This window comes from Streptomyces sp. NPDC023838 (assembly GCF_040639555.1).
Classification (GTDB): Bacteria; Actinomycetota; Actinomycetes; order Streptomycetales; family Streptomycetaceae; genus Streptomyces.
In genome coordinates this window covers 228112-247631 of sequence record NZ_JBFAAD010000004.1, presented here as the reverse complement: position 1 = coordinate 247631, position 19520 = coordinate 228112, and the positions used below count along the sequence as shown (strand labels likewise).

Here is a 19520-nt window from a genome sequence, read left to right as displayed (position 1 = left end):
GCCGTGGGCTGGTTCAAGGCGCCCGGCGCGGACCCCTCGGCCGACGCGCGCGGCGCGCTGGTGCGGGTGCTCTCGGCGGACCGGGCGCACACCGCCGGCGCGGGCGTCTATCTCGCCGGCCGCAGACTGCTGACCTGCGCGCACGTCGTCAACGCCGCACTGGGCCTGCGGATGCTGAGCCCGCGCGACCCGGGCGCGGTCACCCTCGACGTCTCCTTCCCGGCGCTCGCCGCCGGCGCCCGGCAGGCCCGGCTGGTGGCCTGGGTGCCGCCGCGCGCCGCCCACCACCAGGGGCCGGTGGCCGACGGCTCCCTGGAGTGGGGCGGCGACCTGGCCGTACTGGAGCTGGACGAGGAGCCGCCGCCCCCGGTGGGCCCGGTGCGCTGGCTGGACATGCGGGCCGGACAGCTGGTGCGCGCCTGGTACGGCGGCGGCCAGCCCTTCTCGTACGCGGACGTCCAGGTCGGCTCGTGCGACGGGCGGATCGGCTACCTCGACGGGCAGCTCTCCGGCGCCGCCGTCGACGACGGCTACAGCGGCGGGCCCCTGTGGTCCCCCGCCGACGGCGCCGCCGTGGGCCTGGTGATGGGCAGGATCACCGCGCCGGGCGGCGCGTTCGACACCCAGCACACCGTGCGCCGCAGCTGGGGCCTGACCTGGCAGTCGGTCCGGCAGGAGCTGGTACGGGTCGGGGCGGCCCCGGACCCCGGCGCGCGGGCCGGCGGCGCCGTGGAGGCCGACGACTCGGTGCGGGACATGATGGTGGGCCCGCTGCACATCCTGCTGGGCGAACCGACCCTACGGGCGGCGCACTCCACCGCGCTCGGGGCGGCCCTCGGTCTGCACACCCGGGCCGACGGGACCGCGCCGCCGGTCGAGGAGCTGGCGCACCTGCTGTGCACGGCCGAGCGGGCGCTGCCCACGCTGGCCGAGTCCCTCGCGCCCTCCCTCGACTCCCGGGGCCGCGCCCAGCTCGACCGGCTGCTCGCCCTAGGCCGGCTGACCGACGCGGCCGGGCTGCTCTCGATCGCCGAACACCGGGGGCTGCTGGCCAAGCTGGACCATCTCACCCGTCAGGACCCGGGGCTGCTCCCCCGCGCGGCGACGGCGGCGCTGCCCTATGTGGAACTGCCCCGTTCGCTGACGGCCGCGCGGCTCGCCCCGGAGGACGTGCCCGGCGCGGTGCGCGAGCTGGAGGAGTGGCCCGGCGACGGCTCGCCGGTGCCGGAGGAGACGCCCCGGCTGCCCGCGCTGCTGCGGGTCGTGGAGTACGCGGCGGCGGAGACCGGCGGCATCGCCTGCCAGGCGCTGCAGGACTGGAGCGGGCGGGTCGCGGCCCGGCTCGGCGTGCACGCCTCGGCGCTGGGCGAGCGCCGGGCGGACGCGGCCCGCTGGTCGGACCGGTCCGCCGGGACGGGGGTGCGGGTCCTGGTGGAGCTGAGCCGTCACCCCAAGGACCCGGCCGACCACTACCGCTGCTCGGTGTGGCGGATGCGCGCCGACGGCACCGCCGCCCGGACCGCCGTGGAGGCCGAACGGCCGCGCACCGGTCGGGAGATCGCCCGGCTGGTACGGGAGGTGGCGGGCGGCGCTGAGGGCGCCGGGCAGAGCGTGGCGCTGGTCGCGGTCTCCGTCGCGCCGGACGCGCTGCACCTGCCGGTCGACGAGTGGGACGGGGCGGGCCCCGACGAGTACGTGCCCGCGCCGCTGGGCGAGGACTTCCACCTGGTCCTGCGCTGTCCGCAGATCAGACGCCGCTCGCGCACCGGCGCGGGCGACCTGAAGCGCCGCTGGAGCGCCCGGCACCGGAGCGAGCCGCTCATCGCGGACCACCGGATCTCCGACGAGACGGAACTCGTCGCCCTGCTCAAGACAACCCACCGGGACACCGCCCGCGTCCTTGTCGACGGGCCTCCCGGCCGCCGGACGCAGCTGCTGCGCTTCTGTCTGGCCATGGGGGTGCCGATCGTCCTGTGGGACCGGGCCGCCGGGGAAGGCGGCGGGGCGGTCCCGCTCGACCCGCCGCACGGCCCGGGCCTGCACGGTCCGGTCGACGAACTCCCGGAGAAGGTCCGGCACTTCAGGGTCCGCGCCTATATGGACCCGCGGGTGCCCGTACGTCCCGCGCTGGTGTGGGAGGACGCCGAGCTGCCGCTTCCCGACGAGCTCCAGCTCGCCGACCCCTCGGAAGGAACGGATCACGCGATATGACTCAGGACGACGGGTGGCGGCTCTTCCGCGGCGACCGCACGGCCCGGGAGGTGGACTTCCCCGAGGCACCGCCGTGGCGGCAGTTCGCCCAGGGCACCCCGGGGACACGGGTGCGCCACCGCCCGTATCTGATCGGCCGCACCGAGGCCGACGTGGTGAGCGCGGCGCTGCATCTGCGCCGCCCGCTGCTGGTGACGGGGCACCCAGGCACGGGAAAGTCCTCGCTCGCCCATGCCGTCGCGCACGAGCTGTCGCTCGGACCGGTGCTCCAGTGGCCGGTCAACAGCCGGTCCGTGCTCAAGGACGCGCTGTACGGGTACGACGCCATCGGGCGGCTGCGCGAGACGCATCTGCGCCAGGAGCGCGGCGGGCCCGAGCCCGACATCGGCACCTTCGTGCGGCTGGGGCCGCTGGGCACCGCGCTGGTGCCGCGCGAGCGGCCGCGCGTGCTCCTCGTGGACGAGCTCGACAAGGGCGATGTGGACCTTCCCAACGACCTGCTGACGGTCTTCGAGGAGGGCGAGTTCGAGATTCCCGAGCTGTCGCGGCTGCCGGAGGCGCAGTCCGAGGTGCCGGTGCTCACCCATGACCCCGAGGGCGGGCGGGTCACGGTGACGCGGGGCGTGGTGCGCTGCCGCGAGTTCCCGGTGGTGATGATCACCAGCAATGGCGAGCGGGACTTCCCGCCCGCGTTCCTGCGGCGCTGTGTACGGCTCAATCTGCCCGACCCGGACGAGGAGCGGCTGCGCGACATCGTGGCCGCGCACCTCGGTGACGGGGCGCTGAGCGATGTGGACGACCTGCTGTACGCGTTCCTGAACCGCCGGGCGCCGGGCGAACTCGCCACGGACCAGCTGCTGAACGCGGTGTTCCTGCGCAAGGGCGGGGTGAACCTCGACGCCGAGGGCCTGTTGGACGCGGTACTGCACCGGCTCGGCGGGACGGTGTAGCCGTGCCGCGCGCCGACCCCGCCGCCCTGGCCCGGTTCGCCGCCCTGGTGGGCTCCGAGCTCTCCACCCATGAGCTCCTGGACACCCTGTGGCTGGCGGCCCGGCTGCCCGCGGACGCCCGCGCCCCGCTGGCGAGCGCCCTGGCCGCGGACCGTACGCAACGCCCGGTGGAGCAGCCGTGGGACGGGGACCGGGACGGGAGCCCGCCGGAGGGTACGGAGGTGGAGCCGCCCGACGAGGTGGAGGACGACGGCGGGCCGGCGCACGGCGAGAGCGCCCAGCCGCCGCTGCCCACCCAGCTCCTGGGCGCGCTGCACGCGGCCGCCGCCTCCCGCAGCGCCCCCGAGTTCGGCGACGTACGCACCGCCCCGGACCGCCCGGCGCGCGGGGCCGGGGCCATGCCGGTGCGCGTCCCGGAGGAGAAGGCGCTCGGGGACGGGGAGCTGCGGTTGAGCCGGGCGCTGCGCCTGCTGAAGCAGCCCCACATCGGCTCCCACTCCTGGGAGTTCGACGACACCGCGACCGCCGCGGCGATGGCCGAGACCGGGCTGCCCGACGTGGTGCTGCGGCCCGCCCGCCAGCGCTGGCTCGATCTGACCCTGCTGATCGACGACGGCCTCTCGATGCTGCTGTGGCGCAGGCTCGCCACCGAACTGCGCTCCGTGTTCGAGCGGTTGGGGGCGTTCCGGGACATCCGGGTGCACGGCCTGGACACCCGTACGGCCGACGCGCCCTCGCTGCGGGCGCGTCCCTTCGACTCCGCTCTGCCGCAGCTCTCGCCCGCGTCGGCGGCCGACCCCTCGGGCCGCACGCTGGTCCTGGTGATCAGCGACGGGGTGGGCGCCTGCTGGCGGGACGGCCGGATGCACACCGTACTCCAGCGCTGGGCCCGGCAGGGCCCCACGGCGGTGGTGCACGCGCTGCCCGCCCACATGTGGGACGGCTCGGGGATCCGCTGCGAGCAGTGGTCGGTGACCACCCGGCGGCGCGGCGCGGCCAACCGCACCTGGGAGGTGACCGACCCGCTGCTGCCGCCCGGCCTCGGCGACACGTTCCCGGGTGTGCCCGTGCCCGTACTGGAGCCGGACCCTTCGGCGGTCGCCGCCTGGGCGCGGCTGGTGGCTTCGCCCGGGGCCAGCGCCGAGCTGCCGTTACTCGCCCCGGCGGGCGCGCGCAGCCCCCGGGGCCGGGCCGGCACCCGGGGCGCGGACGCCTCGGGCGCGGTGCTGCGGTTCCGGGACGCCGCGTCCCCGCAGGCCTACCGGCTGGCCGCGCACCTGGCCGCGATCTCGCCGCTGACCGTGCCGGTGATGCGGCTGGTGCAGGCGTCCGTGCCGTGGCGCTCCGACACCGCGCACCTGGCCGAGGTGTTCCTGGGCGGTCTGATGCACCAGGCCGACCCGGCCGAGGACCGGCTGCCCGCCCAGCACCGCCGGTTCGGCTTCGTCGACGGCGTCCAGGAGATCCTGCTCGACACGGCGTCCCCGATCGACCTGCTGCGCACCACGCGGGCGGTGACCGAGCGCCTGTCCACGCTGGTGGGCCGCTCCCCCGACTTCCCGGCCTGGCTCGCCCACCCGTCGGGCACCGGTGAACTCCTGCCGGGGACACGGCCGTTCGCCTGGCTGGAGGACCGGCTGCTCACCCATCTGGGGGCGCGGCCGATGGTGGTGGTGCGGCCACCGCTGCCCGCGTCGGAGTACGAGGACACCCAGCTGCCGTCCGTCCTGGAGGCGGCCCCGTCGTGGCAGCCGCTGCAGATGCTGGATCTGCGCACCCTGGGCCCGTACACGCTGCGGATGCGCGACGAGGCGGGCGGCAAGGCCGTCGCGTACATCGGCGAGGACATCGACGGCGAGCAGGTGCTGCTTCGGGTCGCCCGCTCGCCCGACTCGCCGACCGCGCGGGAGCTCCTCGCCACCGAGCGGCGGGCGCTGCGCCGGATGGACGGGCTGTACGCGCCGGCCGTGGTCGCCAGCGACCTGAACGACGCGACCCCGACGCCCTGGATCGCCCTGCGCTTCACTCCGCTGAGCACCGGTCTGCCCGCGCCCACGCTCCGCGCGGTCCTGCACGCGGCCGGGCCGCTGCCCGACTCGCCGCTGCTGGCGTGGCTGGGCTGGAGCCTGGCCCGCGCGGTGGCCCGCTGCCACGCCAAGGGCCTGGTGCACGGGGCGCTGACGCCCGGCACGGTCCTGGTCACCGAGCGCACCCTGCACATCATCAGCTGGACCTCGGTACGGATCGACGGCGCCTCCAGCGCCTCGCTGCTGACGGTGCCGCCCAGCTCGCCCTACCGCGCGCCCGAGGTCACCTCATGGGGCGAGTCCCGGATCGCGGCGGGCGACGTGTACTCGATCGGGGCGATCCTGCTGCACGCCGTGACGGGCCGGAACTGGCGCAGGTACCAGTTCGATCTGCTGCGCCACGACCCGGAGTTCCGCCGCCTCGACGAGAACCTGCGCGAACTGCTGATGCGCGCGGTCGACGAGGAGCCGGAGGCCCGGCCGACGGCGCGCGAGCTCGCGGAGGCGTTCGGGGCGTTGCTGCCGATGCCGGTGGAGTGGGAGGAAGAGCCGGAGGACGCGGTCGTGGACGACCCGGCGGAGGAGCCGGAGGAGGACCGCGAGGAGTGGATCCGTACGATCCGGGCGCCGCTCGCGGAGCCGCTGCGGATCGCCGTGCTCGGCGTCAAGGACCGCGCCGGGTGCACCACGACGGCCACGGTGCTCGGCGCGGTCCTCGCCGAGCAGCGCCAGGAGCCGGTGCTGGCGATCGACACCGACCGGCACGCGGGCACCCACATCCACATCGCCCGGCGCGTCTACCGCGCCACGGAGGCCCGGCTGACCGAACTGGCCAGGTCCCGGGGTGAGATCCGCACCTTCGACGACCTGCGGATGTTCCTGTCGCAGCACCGCTCGGGCCTGATGGTCCTGGCCAACGACTCGGTGACGCATCCGCCGACGGCCGACCAGTTCTCCGACTCCCAGTTCCGGGACGTGGTGGAGGTGACCGAACCGTACTTCCAGGTGACGCTCGCCGACACCGACAAGTTCTCCCAGGGCGTCCTGGAGCTCGCCAACCGCGTGGTGATCGTCTCCCGCGCCGACCCGGCGGGGGTGACCCAGGCCCAGCGGGCCGTGGACCGGCTGGTCGCGATGGGCAGGCCCGACCTGCTGCCGGACGCCGTGCTCGTCCTCAACCACAGCCGCCCGGCGGCCGGCTGGGCCCTCGACGCGGCCACCCTGCGCGGCCTGAGCTCGCGCTTCCGGGGTGTGGTCATGGTGCCGCGCGACGGCCATCTGACGACGGGCAGCACGGTCGAGCTGTCGTGGCTCACCCCGCAGACGTACACGGCGTATCTGCGGCTGGCGGCGATGCTGCTGCCGGACCGGTAGCCCGGCAGCCCGCTGGACCCGCGCGCCGTCCCCTGGAACAGCGCGTCACCGTCCGCTAGAACAGCGCGTCGCCGTCCGTCCCCTTCTCGAACGCCAGCAGCCGCTGCTTGCGGTCGAGGCCGCCGCCGTAGCCCGTGAGGCTCCCCGTGGAGCCGATGACGCGGTGGCAGGGGACGATGATCCCGACCGGGTTCTTGCCGTTGGCCAGGCCGACGGCGCGGGAGGCGCCGGGGTTGCCGAGTGCCTGGGCGAGTTCGCCGTAGGAGCGGGTCTCGCCGTAGGGGATGCGGCGCAGCTGGTCCCACACCGCGCGCTGGAAGTCGGTGCCGCGCAGGTCCAGCTCCAGGTCGAACGCGGTGAGTTCACCCGCGAAGTACGCGCCGAGCTGACGGATCGCCTCGGGGAACGGGCCGCCGTCGTCGGGCTCGCCGAACGTCTCCTCGGGCGGGCGGTGGCGCTGGCCCTCCATGTACAGACGGCTGAGCGCGCCGTCCTCGGCGACGAGGGTGAGCGGGCCGTACGGGCTGTCGGTGACGGTGTGGGTGGTGGTCATCGCGAACGTCCTCACGCGGGAAGGTAGTTGATGGGGTGGCTGTCGGTCGCCCAGAGGTACTGGACGGCGTAGGCCCGCCACGGGCGCCAGGCGGCGGCACTCGCGGTGAGAGCGGCGGGCGAGGAGGGCAGGCCGAGCGACTTGGCCGCGCGGCGCACGCCCAGGTCGGAGGGGAGGAAGGCGTCCGGGTCCCCGAGCGCCCGCATCGCGATCACCTCGACGGTCCAGGGGCCGAAGCCCGGCAGCTCCAGGAGCTGGACCCGGGCCCGCTCCCAGTCGGTGTCGATGCCCAGCGGGAGGCTGCCGTCGGCGAGGCCCGCGACCAGCGTGGTGAGGGTGGCGCGGCGACTGCGCGGCAGGGCCAGGGCCTCCGGATCGAGCCCGGCCAGCGCCTCGGGGGTGGGGAACAGATGGGTGAGCCCACCCGCCGGATCCTCGACCGGCTCGCCGTGCGCAGTCACCAGGCGGGCCGCGTGGGTACGGGCGGCGGCCGTGGAGACCTGCTGGCCGAGCACCGCCCGTACCGCGAACTCCGCCGCGTCGACGGTACGCGGCACCCGGCGTCCGGGGGCCTTGTCGACCAGCGGGGCGAGCAGCGGGTCGGCGCGCAGCCGGTCGTCGACGGCGACCGGGTCGGCGTCGAGGTCGAGCATCCAGCGGCAGCGGCTGATGGCGATGGTGAGGTCGCGCAGATCGGTGAGCGAGAGCAGACAGCCGATGTGGTCGGGGGCGGGGGTGAGTTCGACGATGCCGTGCCCGTACGGGAGGGAGAGCGTGCGGCGGTACGCGCCGCCGCGCCACTCCTCCACACCGGGAACCGCGGTGGCGGCCAGATGCCCGAAGAGGTTGTCCGGGTTGAGCGGGGCGCGGTAGGGCAGCCGCAGGGCGATCGTGCCGGGGGCCTGGCGGGCGATGCCCCGCGCGGCGCGGGCGCGCAGCTCGGTGGGGGCGAGCGCGAAGACCTCGCGGACGGTGTCGTTGAAGGTGCGCACCGAGGCGAAGCCCGCCGCGAAGGCGACGTCGGCCATCGGGAGCGCGGTGGTCTCGATGAGGATCCGGGCGGTCTGGGCGCGCTGGGCGCGGGCCAGGGCGAGGGGTCCGGCGCCGAGCTCGGCGCGCAGCTGGCGCTCGATCTGGCGGGCGCTGTAGCCGAGCCGCACGGCGAGCCCGGACACGCCCTCGCGGTCGACGACGCCGTCCCGGATCAGGCGCATCGCGCGGGCGACGGAGTCGGCCCGGGCGTTCCACTCCGGCGAGCCGGGGGTGGTGTCCGGGCGGCACCGCTTACAGGCCCGGAACCCGGCCTGCTGGCAGGCGGCGGCGCTCGGGTAGAAGGTCATGTTCTCGACCTTGGGCGGCACGACCGGGCAACTGGGCCGGCAGTAGATCCGGGTGGTGAGAACGGCGGTGAAGAACCAGCCGTCGAAACGGGCGTCCTTGGACTGGACGGCCCGCACGCAGCGCTCGGTATCGGTGTACATGGCCGTCGTCCCGGCGACGGAGGCGGGGTTCATGGCCCCAGCATCGGCCACGGGCGGGGGTTGCCGCTGGCAGAAATCCGACATGAACCTTCGGTGAGCGGGGGGAGCGGGGGGCCTGCTGGGCGGGGGCTGCCCGCGCCCCTGAGGGGTGCACGTCCGCCTGCGGGCCGTCGCGGGCTGGTCGCGCCCTTGAGGGCTGGCGGTGTGGAGGTTCGCGTGCGAGCAGTCGCGGGCTGGTCGCGCAGTTCCCCGCGCCCCCTTTCGGCCCGGTGTTCGCCTGCAGGCCGGTGGGGGCTGACCGCGCAGTTCCCCGCGCCCCTGAGGGCGCGACCAGTGCCGCAACCTGCAACCCGCTAGGGGCGCGGGGCTGTGACATGTGCGGCTCCGCCGCGTGGGCGCGGGCAACCCAGCACGGCTCGCAGCAAAAAATCACGCCCCGGCCCTCAGGGGCGCGGGGAACTGCGCGACCAGCCCAGCACGGTCCGCAGGCAAAAGATCACGCCCCGGGCCCTCAGGGGCGCGGGGAACTGCGCGAGCAACCCCCACCGGCCCGCGGCCGAAAGATCACACCCCCGGCGCAGCCGTCAGCGCCTCCTCGAACGCCCCGTACGCCGCGTCGTCGAACAGCACGAAACGGACCTCCTCGACCGAGGTCGGGACAGAGGCAGAGGCAGAGGCAGAGGCAGAGCCCGCCTGCCTCACCGCACGCACCGCAATCCGCGCCCCGTCATCCAACGGCCACCCGTACACCCCCGTCGAGATCGCCGGGAACGCCACCGTACGAGCCCCCAACTCCCCCGCCACCCGCAGGGATTCCCGGTAGCAGGAGGCCAGCAGGGCCGAGCGGTCCTCGTCGCGCTGCCACACCGGCCCCACCGTGTGGATCACCCACCGCGCGTCCAGGCGGCCCGCCGTCGTGGCGACGGCGCGCCCGGTCGGCAGGCCCTTGCCGTAGTGGGAGGCGCGCAGCCGGCGGCAGTCGGCCAGGATCTCCGGCCCGCCCCGCCGGTGGATGGCGCCGTCGACCCCGCCCCCGCCCAGCAGCGACGAGTTGGCCGCGTTGACGATCGCGTCCACGGACTGGGCGGTGATGTCACCCCTGACCAGCACGATCCGGACGCCACCGGCGCCACCGGCGCCGCCCGCGCCACCCGCACCCCCGCTCGCCCCCGTCACCGCTTGTCCGCCTTCCGCAGGGCCCGCCAGACCGCCTTGGCCGCGTTGTGCCCGGACATGCCGTGCACCCCGGGGCCGGGCGGAGTGGCGGAGGAGCAGAGGAACACCGACGGGTGCCGGGTCGTGTACGGGAACAGCGACAGCGTGGGCCGCAGCAGCAGCTGCAGCCCCCGCGCCGCCCCGCACGCGATGTCACCGCCCACATAGTTCGCGTTGTTCGCCGCGAGCTGCGGCGGCCCCGCCGTGGCGCGCGCGAGCACCCGGTCGCGGAAGCCCGGCGCGAACCGTTCGATCTGGCGCTCGATCGCGTCGGTGAGGTCGCCGTCCCACCCGTTCGGCACGTGTCCGTACGCCCAGAACACGTGCTTGCCCTCGGGCGCCCGCGACGGGTCGACGAGGCTCGGCTGGGCGGTGATCAGGAACGGGGTCTCGGGGGCGGTGCCCCCGGACGCCTGACTGAGCGCGGCGCCGATCTCCCGGCTGGACGGGCCGATCTGCACCGTACCGGCCCGGCGCGGCTCGGCCGCGGTCCACGGCACCGGGCCGTCCAGCGCGTAATCGATCTTGAAGACCCCGGCGCCGTACCGGTACCCCTCATACGCCCGGCCCAGGCCCGCGATCCGGGCGAGCGCGGTCGGCGAGGTGTCGAAGACGTACGCGCGCGCGGGCGGCAGGTCGTCGAGCCGCTTCACCTCGAAGCCGGTGTGGACCGAGCCGCCCAGGTCGCGCAGGTACCCGGCGAGCGCGTCCGAGATCGACTGGGAGCCGCCGCGCGGCAGCGGCCAGCCGTTCTCGTGCGCGGCGAGCGCGAAGACCAGGCCGACCGCGGAAGTCGCGAGGCCGCTCAGCGGGGCGATGACATGGCCGACAAGACCGGCCATCAGGGCGCGGGCCCGGTCGTCCCGGAAGCGGCGCATCATCCACGTGTACGGCGCGAGGCCGTCGATGCCGAAGCGGGCGAGGCCGACCGGATCGCGGGGCAGGGCGCTCAGCGGCAGCGACATGAAGTCCTGGACCAGGACGTCCCACTTGCCGCGGTAGGGCGCCATCAGTCTTCGGTACGTGCCCGCGTCGCGCGGCCCGAACGACGCGGCGGTCTCGGCGACCGAGCGGGCGAGCACGGCCGCGCTGCCGTCGTCGAAGGGGTGCGCCATGGGCAGTTCGGGGTGCAGCCACTCCAGTCCGTACCGGTCGAGCGGCATCCGGCGGAAGGCCGGGGAGCCGATGCCCAGCGGATGCACGGCGGAACAGGGGTCGTGGCGGAAGCCGGGGAGGGTGAGCTCCTCGGTCCTGGCGCCGCCCCCGATGGTGTCCTTGGCCTCGAAGACCGCAACGGACAGACCGCGCCTGGCCAGTTCGACCGCGGCGGTCAGTCCATTGGGCCCCGCCCCCACGACGACGGCATCGAGCATCGACGGCACCTTCGGACTCCTCACGCCCTTGTGGCCAAGACACCCAGCATATTCCGGGCCACGGACAATCAGGCCCGGGGTGGGCGCGGTTGCGGCCGGGGGCCGCGCGGCGCCCCGCGGACGGACGTCCGGCCGCGTCCGCTCACTCCCCCGCCAGCAGCCTCCGCACGCGCTCCGCCGTCGCCGCGTCCCGGGCGGCCGTGAACGGCAGGGCGTTGCCCCCGGTGATCCTGAACGGCTCACCCGTCACGGTCGTCTGGGCTCCGCCCGCCTCGGCCACCAGGAGCAGACCCGCCGCGTGGTCCCAGGCGAGCTCCCAGGAGAACGCGACCGCGTCCAGCTCGCCGCGCGCCACCGCCAGGTATTCGAGCCCGGCCGAGCCGCACGGGCGCGGGCGGACGCCCTCGGTGCGCAGGCCGAGCAGGGCGCGCTTCTGGTCTTCCGTCGTGTAGTCCGGGTGGGAGGTGGCGACCTCGATCACCGCGCCGGGCGCGGGCGCCCCGGACCGTATCGCCTCGCCGTTGAGCGTCGCGCCCCGGCCGCGGGCCGCGACCGCCATCTGGTCGAGGGCCGCCGCGTACGTCCACGACGCCAGCACCTCGCCGTGGTGGGCGAGCGCGACCAGCGTGCAGAAGCCCTGCTCGCCGCGCACGAACTGGCGGGTCCCGTCGACCGGGTCGACGATCCACACCGGCGCGTCGCCGCCCAGCGCGTCGTACATCGTCAGGTCGGCCGCGACGGCCTCCTCGCCGACGACGGCCGAGCCCGGCAGCAGCTCGGTCAGCGCCTCGGTGAGGAACTCCTCGGCGCGCCGGTCGGCGACCGTGACCAGGTCGTGCGGGCCGCTCTTCTCCAGGACCTCGTGCGCGGCGAGCTGGCGGAAGCGCGGCATGATCTCGACGGCCGCCGCCTTGCGGACCGCCTCTTCGACGTCGGACGACCGGTCTTCCAGAAACTCTGCGAGCAACCCTTCGATCATGCGTCCAGCAAAACACGCGCCACTGACAATCGGCGAACCTGGCCCCCAACCCCGGGCCTCATCGAGGTGACGTCGGCGCGCGCCGCCGGGTCAGCGCCCCACCGCGTACCCCTGCATCCCGCGCGGATTCGCGGCGGCGGACAGGATGCCGATCCCCGGATCGCGCGCGACCGCGCACAGCCTCCCCTCCGACCAGGCGCCGCCGACCGTGACCCGGTGCCCGCGCCGCCGCAGCCCCGCCACCACCTCCCCGGAGGTCCGCGCCTCGACCGTGACGCTGCCGGACCGGCTCGCCCGGGGATGGAACGAACTCGGGAAGGAGTCGTTGTGCCAGTTCGGGGCATCGATCCCGCCCTGGAGGCCGAGCCCGCCGCGCTCGCCCGCGCCGAGTGCGACGGCGAGGAAGAAGTGCAGCTGCCACTGGTCCTGCTGGTCCCCGCCGGGCGTGCCGAAGGCCAGCACCGGTACGCCGTCGCGCAGCGCCAGGGTGGGCGACAGCGTCGTACGGGGGCGGCGCCCCGGGGTGAGCGTGTTCGCCAGCCCGTCCTCCAGCCAGGCCATCTGGAGCCGGGTGCCGAGCGGGAAGCCGAGTTCGGGGACGACGGGGTTGGACTGGAGCCAGCCGCCGCTGGGGGTCGCGGCGACCATGTTCCCCCAGCGGTCGACCACGTCCAGGTGGCAGGTGTCGCCCCGGGTGGCGCCGTCCGGGCCCACGGTCGGCTCCCCGGCGCCCGGCGCCCGTACGCCGGCGTCGCGGCCACGCGCGCGTAGTGCCTCGCGGGCGATCCGGGGCGGACGCCCGCCCGGGCTGCCGGGCCGCAGCTCGTACGAGGCGGCCGGGCCGACGAGCGCGCGCCGGACCGCGTTGTACTCGTCCGAGAGCAGCTCGGCGAGCGGCACCCCGGCCGCGTCCCCGTACCAGGCCTCCCGGTCGGCCATGGCGAGCTTGCACCCCTCGACGAGGAGGTGGACGTACTCGGCGGAGCCGTACGGCGGCAACGCCTCCGGAAGCAGCGCCAGTTGCTGCAGGAAGACCGGGCCCTGGCTCCAGCCGCCCGCCTTGCAGACGGTCCAGCCGTTCCAGTCGTACGTCACCGGGTCCTCGTACGTCGCGGACCACCCGGCGAGGTCGGCCACCGTCAGGGTGCCGGTGTGGCGCTCGCCGCTGGTGTCCAGAGTGGGCCGCCGCGCCTGCGCGACCAGCGCCTCGGCGACGAACCCCTCGCGCCAGACGCGCCGGGCCGTCTCTATCTGCCGTACGCGGCCGTCACCGGTGGCGTACGCGCGCGTGGGGGCCGACTCCGCGAGCAGGCGGCGCCAGGTGCGCGCCAGGGCCGGGTTGCGCAGCAGCCGCCCCGGGCGCGGCGCGCGGCCGCCCGGCAGATAGACCTCGGCGGAAGAGTGCCACTCGCTCTCGAACAGCGCGCGCACCCCGTCGACGGTCTGCCCGACCAGCTCCACGGGCGGGTGCCCGTCCTCGGCGTATCCGATGGCGTACTTCAGTACGTCGGCGAGCGTCTTGGTGCCGTGGTCCCGCAGCAGGAGCATCCAGGCGTCGAAGGCGCCGGGCACGGCGGCCGCGAGCGGGCCGGTGCCCGGTGCGAGGTCCAGGCCGAGCGAGCGGTAGTGGGCGGCGGTCGCTCCAGCGGGCGTGGGCCCCTGGCCGCACAGCACCCGTACCGCGCCGTCGGCCGGGGCGAGCAGGACGGGCACCTCGTCGGCCGGGCCGTTCAGATGCGGCTCGACGACGTGGAGGACGAAGCCCGCGGCGACGGCCGCGTCGAAGGCGTTGCCGCCGTCCTCCAGGACGGCCATGGCGCACTGCGAGGCGAGCCAGTGGGTCGAGGAGACCATGCCGAAGGTGCCCTGGAGGGTGGGTCGGGTGGTGAAGGACGGTCCGGCGCCATGCACGTTGATCCGGTCGGCCATCACGGCAGGTTAGCTCCGCACCGGAATGTCCGACCCTGCCCGTACCGTTGATTCTTCGGTGTGGAGGGAGGAGCAGCGGTGCACGGTGAGTACAAGGTCCCCGGCGGCAAGCTCGTGGTGGTGGATCTGGACGTCGAGGACGGCGTGCTGAGCGGTGTGCGGGTGGCGGGCGACTTCTTCCTCGAACCGGACGAGGCGATCCTGTCGATCAACAGCGCGCTGGAGGGCGCCCCGGCCGACACCGACGCGGCCGGGCTGGCGGCCCGTATCGACACGGCACTGCCGCCGGGCACGACGATGTACGGACTCACCTCGGAAGGGGTCGGCATCGCGGTCCGCCGGGCGCTGGCGCACGCGACGGACTGGACGGACTACGACTGGCAGCTGATCCACGACGGCCCCCAGTCCCCCGCCCTGCACATGGCGCTCGACGAGGTGATCACCGCCGAGGTCGCGGCCGGGCGCCGCCCGCCGACGCTGCGGGTGTGGGAGTGGGGCGCTCCGGCCGTGGTGATCGGCAGCTTCCAGTCTCTGCGCAACGAGGTGGACCCGGAGGGCGCCGAGCGCCACGGGATCACGGTGGTGCGCCGGGTGTCGGGCGGCGGCGCCATGTTCATCGAGCCGGGCAACACCATCACGTACTCGCTCTCGGTCCCCGACGCCCTGGTCCAGGGCCTCTCCTTCGCCGACAGCTACGCCTACTTGGACGACTGGGTCCTCGGCGCGCTCGGCGACATGGGGGTGAAGGCCTGGTACCAGCCGCTGAACGACATCGCCACGGACGCGGGCAAGATCGCGGGCGCGGCGCAGAAGCGGGTGGTCGCGGACGCGGGCGCGGTGCTGCACCACGTGACGATGGCGTACGACATCGACGCCGACAAGATGCTCGAAGTCCTCCGCATCGGCCGCGAGAAGCTCTCCGACAAGGGCACCAAGAGCGCGAAGAAGCGCGTCGACCCGCTGCGCCGCCAGACGGGCCTGCCCCGCGAGGCGGTCATCGAGCGGATGATCGCCTCGTTCCGGGGGCGGTACGGGCTGGCCGAGGGGAAGGTCACCGACGAGGAGATGACCCGCGCCCGCGAGCTGGCGGAGACGAAGTTCTCCAGTGCGGAGTGGACCGCGCGGGTGCCCTGACGCTTCGCTTGGAGGGCGGTGGCATTCGGCTGCGGGTCGTCCGTGGCTGGTCGCGCGCGGCTGATGGGGCCCGGTCTTCGTCTGCCGGCCGGTGGTGGGCTGAGCGCGCAGTTCCGCACCGCCCCTGGCGGGGGCGGTGCGCTCGGCTGGGTAGGAGGCGCAACCCCCTGGGGGCGCGGGGACTGCGCGACCAGCCCACGGCGACCCGAAGACAAGAACCGCACCCCGAGCACCCGATCGCCCCACCCCGCTAGCGCGACTCCGGCAACGCGCTGCCGCGAAGTCCCATCAACCCCGTATAGACCACCAGCGCCGACCCCAGCCCCACCGCCCACCCGTAGTCCGCCAGCGGCTTCAGGGCCGGGATCAGGCCGTCCGCCGGGAAGGGGCCCAGCTTCTTGCCCTGGGGGTCGAGCGTGGAGTAGGAGCCGCCCACGGCCAGGACGCCGCCGACCGCGAACGCGGCCACCGCGCGCCAGTTCCAGCCCGCGCGGTACCAGTAGCGGCCGCCCGGCCGGTACAGGTCGGGCACGTCGAGGACCGTGCGGCGGATGATCCAGTAGTCCGCGATCAGGATGCCCGCGACCGTGCCGAGCAGGCCGCCGACCACTCCCAGCCAGGTGAAGATGTACAGCTCGGGCGTCGACGTCAGCTTCCAGGGGAAGATCACCACGCCGACGACGCCGGTGATGAGCGCACCCCTGCGGAAGGTGATGAGGCGGGGCGCCAGGTTGGCGAGGTCGTACGCCGGGGAGACCACGTTCGCCGCGATGTTGACGGAGATCGTCGCGACCAGGACCGTGAGCAGCGCGAACAGCAGCCCGAAGACGTTGTCGGTCCGGGCCACCAGGTCCACCGGGTTCCAGATCGCCACCCCGTACACCGCCTGCGAGCCGGAGGTGACCAGGACCGACAGGAGCGCGAAGGCCGTCATGGTGGTGGGCAGGCCCAGGGTCTGGCCCCACACCTGGGCGCGCTGGCCCTTGCCGAAGCGGGTGAAGTCCGGGATGTTCAGGGACAGCGTCGCCCAGAAGCCGATCATGCCCATCAGCGACGGGAAGAAGACCGGCCAGAAGTCCCGCCCCCAGCCGTGCTTGGAGGGCTGGTCGAGCAGCGGGCCGAGGCCGCCCGCCTTGTGGGCGATCCAGATCAGCAGCACCACGGCCCCGACGAGGACGAACGGCGCCGCCCAGTTCTCGAACCGGCGCAGCGTCTCCATCCCCCGGTAGATGATGGCCAGTTCCAGGGCCCAGAAGAGGACGAAGCAGAGCCAGAGGGTCCACGGCTGGCCGCCGATCTCCGACGCGTCCGCCCAGCCGCCGAAGACCTTGCCGAGCAGGACGAAGACGCCCTGGCCGCCGATCCAGGTCTGGATGCCGAACCAGCAGCAGGCGACCGCCGCGCGGATCAGCGCGGGCAGATTGGCGCCGCGCAGCCCGAAGGAGGCGCGGGCGAGCACCGGGAAGGGGATGCCGTACTTCGGTCCGGCGTGTCCGGTCAGCAGCATCGGGACCAGCACGATCACATTGGCGAACGCGATGGTGAACACGGCCTGCTTCCAGTCCATGCCGAGGGCGACCAGCCCGGAAGCGAGCGTCCAGGAGGGGATGTTGTGCGCCATGCCGACCCAGAGGGCGGCGAAGTTGTACGTGGTCCAGCGGCGCTCCTCGGGCGGCACCGGCCGGAGGTCGTCGTTGGCGAAGCGGCTGTCCGGCGGGGCGGTGTCCGTCGGTATGGCGGTGTCGGTCATGGGCAGGCCATTCGTTCGGGGGACGAGGGGGAGGGCGAACGGGCCGTGAGGGAGGGCGGGTTCCAGGCAGGGGGCGCCCGGCGGGGGCCAGGCGCCCCCGGGCGGCTCAGCTCAGCGCCGGGATCACCTGCTCCCCGTACGCGTCGATGACCTCCTCGCGCGCGTCGTGCATCGCGTACACCGCGAACTGGTCCACGCCCAGGTCGCGCAGCGCCTTCAGCTTCTCGATGTGCGCCTCCACGGGGCCGAGGAGGCAGAAGCGGTCGACGATCTCGTCGGGGACGAAGGCGGTGTCCGGGTTGTCGGTGCGGCCGTGGTGGCTGTAGTCGTAGCCCTGGCGGGCCTTGATGTAGTCGGTGAGCGCGTCCGGGACCAGGCCCGAGTGCTCGCCGTACCGCGCCACCAGGTCCGCGACGTGGTTGCCGACCATGCCGCCGAACCAGCGGCACTGCTCGCGGGCGTGGCCGAGGTCGTCGCCGACGTAGGCCGGGGCGGCGACGCAGATGGTCACCGAGGCGGGGTCGCGGCCGGCCTCGACGGCGGCCTTGCGGACCGCCTTGACCATCCACTCCGTCAGGAACGGGTCCGCGAGCTGCAGGATGAAGCCGTCGGCCTTCTGACCGGCCAGCGCCAGCGCCTTCGGCCCGTACGCCGCCATCCAGACGGGCAGTTTGCCGTCCCTGACCCAGGGCAGCTTCAGGCGCTGCCCGTCGACCTCGGCCTCGCGGCCCTCCGCGAGGTCGCGGATCACGCCGATGGCCTCGCCCAGGCGGGCCAGGGTGTTGGGTTTGCGCCCGGCGACGCGCATCGCGGAGTCGCCGCGGCCGATGCCGCACACCGTGCGGTTGCCGTACATGTCGTTGAGGGTCGCGAAGGTGGAGGCGGTGACCTCCCAGGTCCTGGTGCCCGGGTTGGTCACCATCGGGCCGATGTGCATCTGCCGCGTGTGCTCCAGGATGCGGCTGTAGATGACGAAGGGCTCCTGCCAGAGCACCGCCGAGTCGAAGGTCCAGCCGTAGCGGAAGCCGTTGCGTTCCGCGCGGCGCATGAGGCCGACGACGGTCGAGGCGGGCGGGTCGGTCTGCAGGACGAGTCCGAAGTCCATGTGGTGCTGCTCCTGGTGACTATCCGAGGTACTGGGAGGTGGCCCGCGGGGTGTAGAGGCCGTGTCCGGCCCGTCCGGTGAACTGCCGCTCGTGTACGACGAGTTCACCGCGTGAGAGGACCGTCTCGACGCGGCCGGTGATCCGCCTGCCCTCGTACGCCGAGTAGTCCACGTTCATGTGGTGGGTCTCGGCGGAGATGGTCTGCTCGGCGTGCGGGTCGTAGATGACGACGTCGGCGTCGGCGCCCGGCGCGATGGTGCCCTTCTTCGGGTAGAGCCCGAACATCCGCGCGGGGCTGGCGCAGGCGATCTCGATCCAGCGGCGCCGGCTGAGGTGGCCGTCGAGCACGGCCTGGTGGAGCAGGTCCATCCGGTTCTCCACGCCCGGCAGACCGTTGGGGATCTTGGAGAAGTCGCCCCGGCCGAGCTCCTTCTGCCCCACGAAGCAGAACGGGCAGTGGTCGGTGGAGACCACCTGGAGGTCGTTGGTGCGCAGCCCCCGCCAGAGCGCGGCCTGGTGCTCCTTGGGCCGCAGCGGTGTCGAGCAGACGTATTTGGCGCCCTCGAAACCGGGCTCGGCCAGGTTGTCGGTGGAGAGGAACAGGTACTGCGGACAGGTTTCGCCGAAGACCGGGAGTCCCATGTCCCGGGCGGCCGCCAGCTCGGCGACAGCCTCCTCGGCCGACACGTGGACGACGTAGAGCGGCGCCCCGGCGACCCGGGCCAGCTGGATCGCGCGGTGGGTGGCCTCGGCTTCGAGCAGGGCGCGGCGCACCTCGCCGTGGTAGCGCGGGTCGGTGTGCCCGGCGGCGAGCGCCTGCTCCACGAGGACGTCGATGGCGATGCCGTTCTCGGCGTGCATCATGATCAGCCCGCCGTTGGAGGCCGAGCGCTGCATGGCCCGCAGGATCTGGCCGTCGTCGCTGTAGAAGACGCCCGGATACGCCATGAACAGCTTGAACGAGGTCACGCCCTCCTCCACCAGGAGGTCCATCTCCTTGAGGGTGTGCTCGTTCACATCGGAGAGGATCATGTGGAAGGCGTAGTCGATGGCGCACTGGCCGTCCGCCTTGGCGTACCAGGCGTCCAGTCCCTCGCGCAGCGCGTGGCCCGGCGACTGCACGGCGAAGTCCACGATGGTGGTGGTGCCGCCCCAGGCGGCGGCCCGGGTCCCGGTCTCGAAGGTGTCGGAGGCGAAGGTCCCGCCGAAGGGGAGCTCCATGTGGGTGTGGGCGTCGACTCCGCCCGGGATGACGTACTTGTCCGACGCGTCGATCGTCCGCTCGGCGCTCCAGCCCCGCGCCGCGCTCGACCCGTGCGCGGCCAGGGCGGCGATGCGGCCGTCCTCGATCAGTACGTCGGCGTGGACCTCGTCGGCGGCGGTGATCACCAGACCGCCGGTGATCAGGGTGCGGGTACTCATGGGTGGTGCTCCCTTT

Annotated in this window: 13 protein-coding genes; 4 read left to right on the top strand and 9 right to left on the bottom strand. The window is 74.1% G+C overall.

What is annotated here, in order from left to right:
* The first annotated feature begins 3 nt into the window (after nucleotides 1–3).
* Genes AB0G17_RS07405 through AB0G17_RS07395 form a run of 3 tightly spaced genes read left to right on the top strand, consistent with a single transcriptional unit; the run spans nucleotide 4 to nucleotide 6562 of the window.
* Nucleotides 4–2211, top strand: coding sequence for a trypsin-like peptidase domain-containing protein (locus AB0G17_RS07405; protein ID WP_361376944.1), 2208 nt, complete (start codon nucleotides 4–6; stop codon nucleotides 2209–2211).
* Nucleotides 2208–3161, top strand: coding sequence for a MoxR family ATPase (locus AB0G17_RS07400; protein ID WP_361376941.1), 954 nt, complete (start codon nucleotides 2208–2210; stop codon nucleotides 3159–3161). Before AB0G17_RS07405 ends, AB0G17_RS07400 begins: the two co-directional genes overlap by 4 nt.
* Nucleotides 3162–3163: 2 nt before the next feature.
* Nucleotides 3164–6562: an SAV_2336 N-terminal domain-related protein gene (locus AB0G17_RS07395; RefSeq protein ID WP_361376938.1), complete on the top strand. Its 3399-nt coding sequence runs from the start codon at nucleotides 3164–3166 to the stop codon at nucleotides 6560–6562.
* 55 nt (nucleotides 6563–6617) lie between these two features.
* Here AB0G17_RS07395 and AB0G17_RS07390 read toward each other — a convergent pair whose 3' ends face one another.
* The 6 genes from AB0G17_RS07390 to AB0G17_RS07365 all read right to left on the bottom strand — a co-directional run bounded on the left by AB0G17_RS07390 (nucleotide 6618) and on the right by AB0G17_RS07365 (nucleotide 14092).
* Nucleotides 6618–7115 (bottom strand): methylated-DNA--[protein]-cysteine S-methyltransferase, encoded by a 498-nt coding sequence (locus tag AB0G17_RS07390; protein ID WP_361376935.1) that lies wholly within the window; start codon nucleotides 7113–7115, stop codon nucleotides 6618–6620.
* An 11-nt stretch (nucleotides 7116–7126) separates the two neighbouring features.
* Nucleotides 7127–8596, bottom strand: a complete 1470-nt coding sequence (locus AB0G17_RS07385) for an AlkA N-terminal domain-containing protein (RefSeq protein ID WP_361377202.1) — start codon at nucleotides 8594–8596, stop codon at nucleotides 7127–7129.
* Nucleotides 8597–9160: 564 nt separating this feature from the next.
* Nucleotides 9161–9709, bottom strand: a complete 549-nt coding sequence (locus tag AB0G17_RS07380) for an O-acetyl-ADP-ribose deacetylase (protein WP_361377199.1) — start codon at nucleotides 9707–9709, stop codon at nucleotides 9161–9163.
* Nucleotides 9710–9768: 59 nt separating this feature from the next.
* A complete protein-coding gene (locus AB0G17_RS07375) occupies nucleotides 9769–11193 on the bottom strand; it encodes an NAD(P)/FAD-dependent oxidoreductase (protein ID WP_361376932.1) in 1425 nt (474 codons plus the stop codon).
* A 133-nt stretch (nucleotides 11194–11326) separates the two neighbouring features.
* Entirely contained in the window at nucleotides 11327–12163 is an 837-nt protein-coding gene (locus AB0G17_RS07370) for an inositol monophosphatase family protein (protein ID WP_361376929.1), read from the bottom strand.
* A gap of 90 nt (nucleotides 12164–12253) precedes the next feature.
* On the bottom strand, nucleotides 12254–14092 hold the full coding sequence (locus AB0G17_RS07365) for a gamma-glutamyltransferase (protein ID WP_361376926.1): 1839 nt from the start codon (nucleotides 14090–14092) through the stop codon (nucleotides 12254–12256).
* Nucleotides 14093–14170: 78 nt separating this feature from the next.
* On the opposite strand from AB0G17_RS07365, the gene AB0G17_RS07360 reads away from it, so the two are divergent.
* The gene (locus AB0G17_RS07360) at nucleotides 14171–15226 is read left to right on the top strand and encodes a biotin/lipoate A/B protein ligase family protein (RefSeq protein ID WP_361376923.1); all 1056 of its coding nucleotides are present in this window, start codon (nucleotides 14171–14173) and stop codon (nucleotides 15224–15226) included.
* Nucleotides 15227–15476: 250 nt separating this feature from the next.
* Here the strand turns inward: AB0G17_RS07360 and AB0G17_RS07355 are convergent, their stop codons facing one another.
* The 3 genes from AB0G17_RS07355 to hydA form a co-directional block, all read right to left on the bottom strand.
* The gene (locus tag AB0G17_RS07355; RefSeq protein ID WP_361376920.1) at nucleotides 15477–16976 is read right to left on the bottom strand and encodes an NCS1 family nucleobase:cation symporter-1; all 1500 of its coding nucleotides are present in this window, start codon (nucleotides 16974–16976) and stop codon (nucleotides 15477–15479) included.
* 106 nt (nucleotides 16977–17082) lie between these two features.
* Nucleotides 17083–18081, bottom strand: a complete 999-nt coding sequence (locus AB0G17_RS07350; RefSeq protein WP_361376917.1) for a TIGR03842 family LLM class F420-dependent oxidoreductase — start codon at nucleotides 18079–18081, stop codon at nucleotides 17083–17085.
* A gap of 19 nt (nucleotides 18082–18100) precedes the next feature.
* Nucleotides 18101–19504 carry a dihydropyrimidinase gene (hydA, locus tag AB0G17_RS07345; RefSeq protein ID WP_361376914.1) on the bottom strand — a complete coding sequence of 468 codons (1404 nt, stop codon included), beginning with the start codon at nucleotides 19502–19504 and terminating at the stop codon, nucleotides 18101–18103.
* Between the last annotated feature and the right edge of the window lie 16 nt (nucleotides 19505–19520).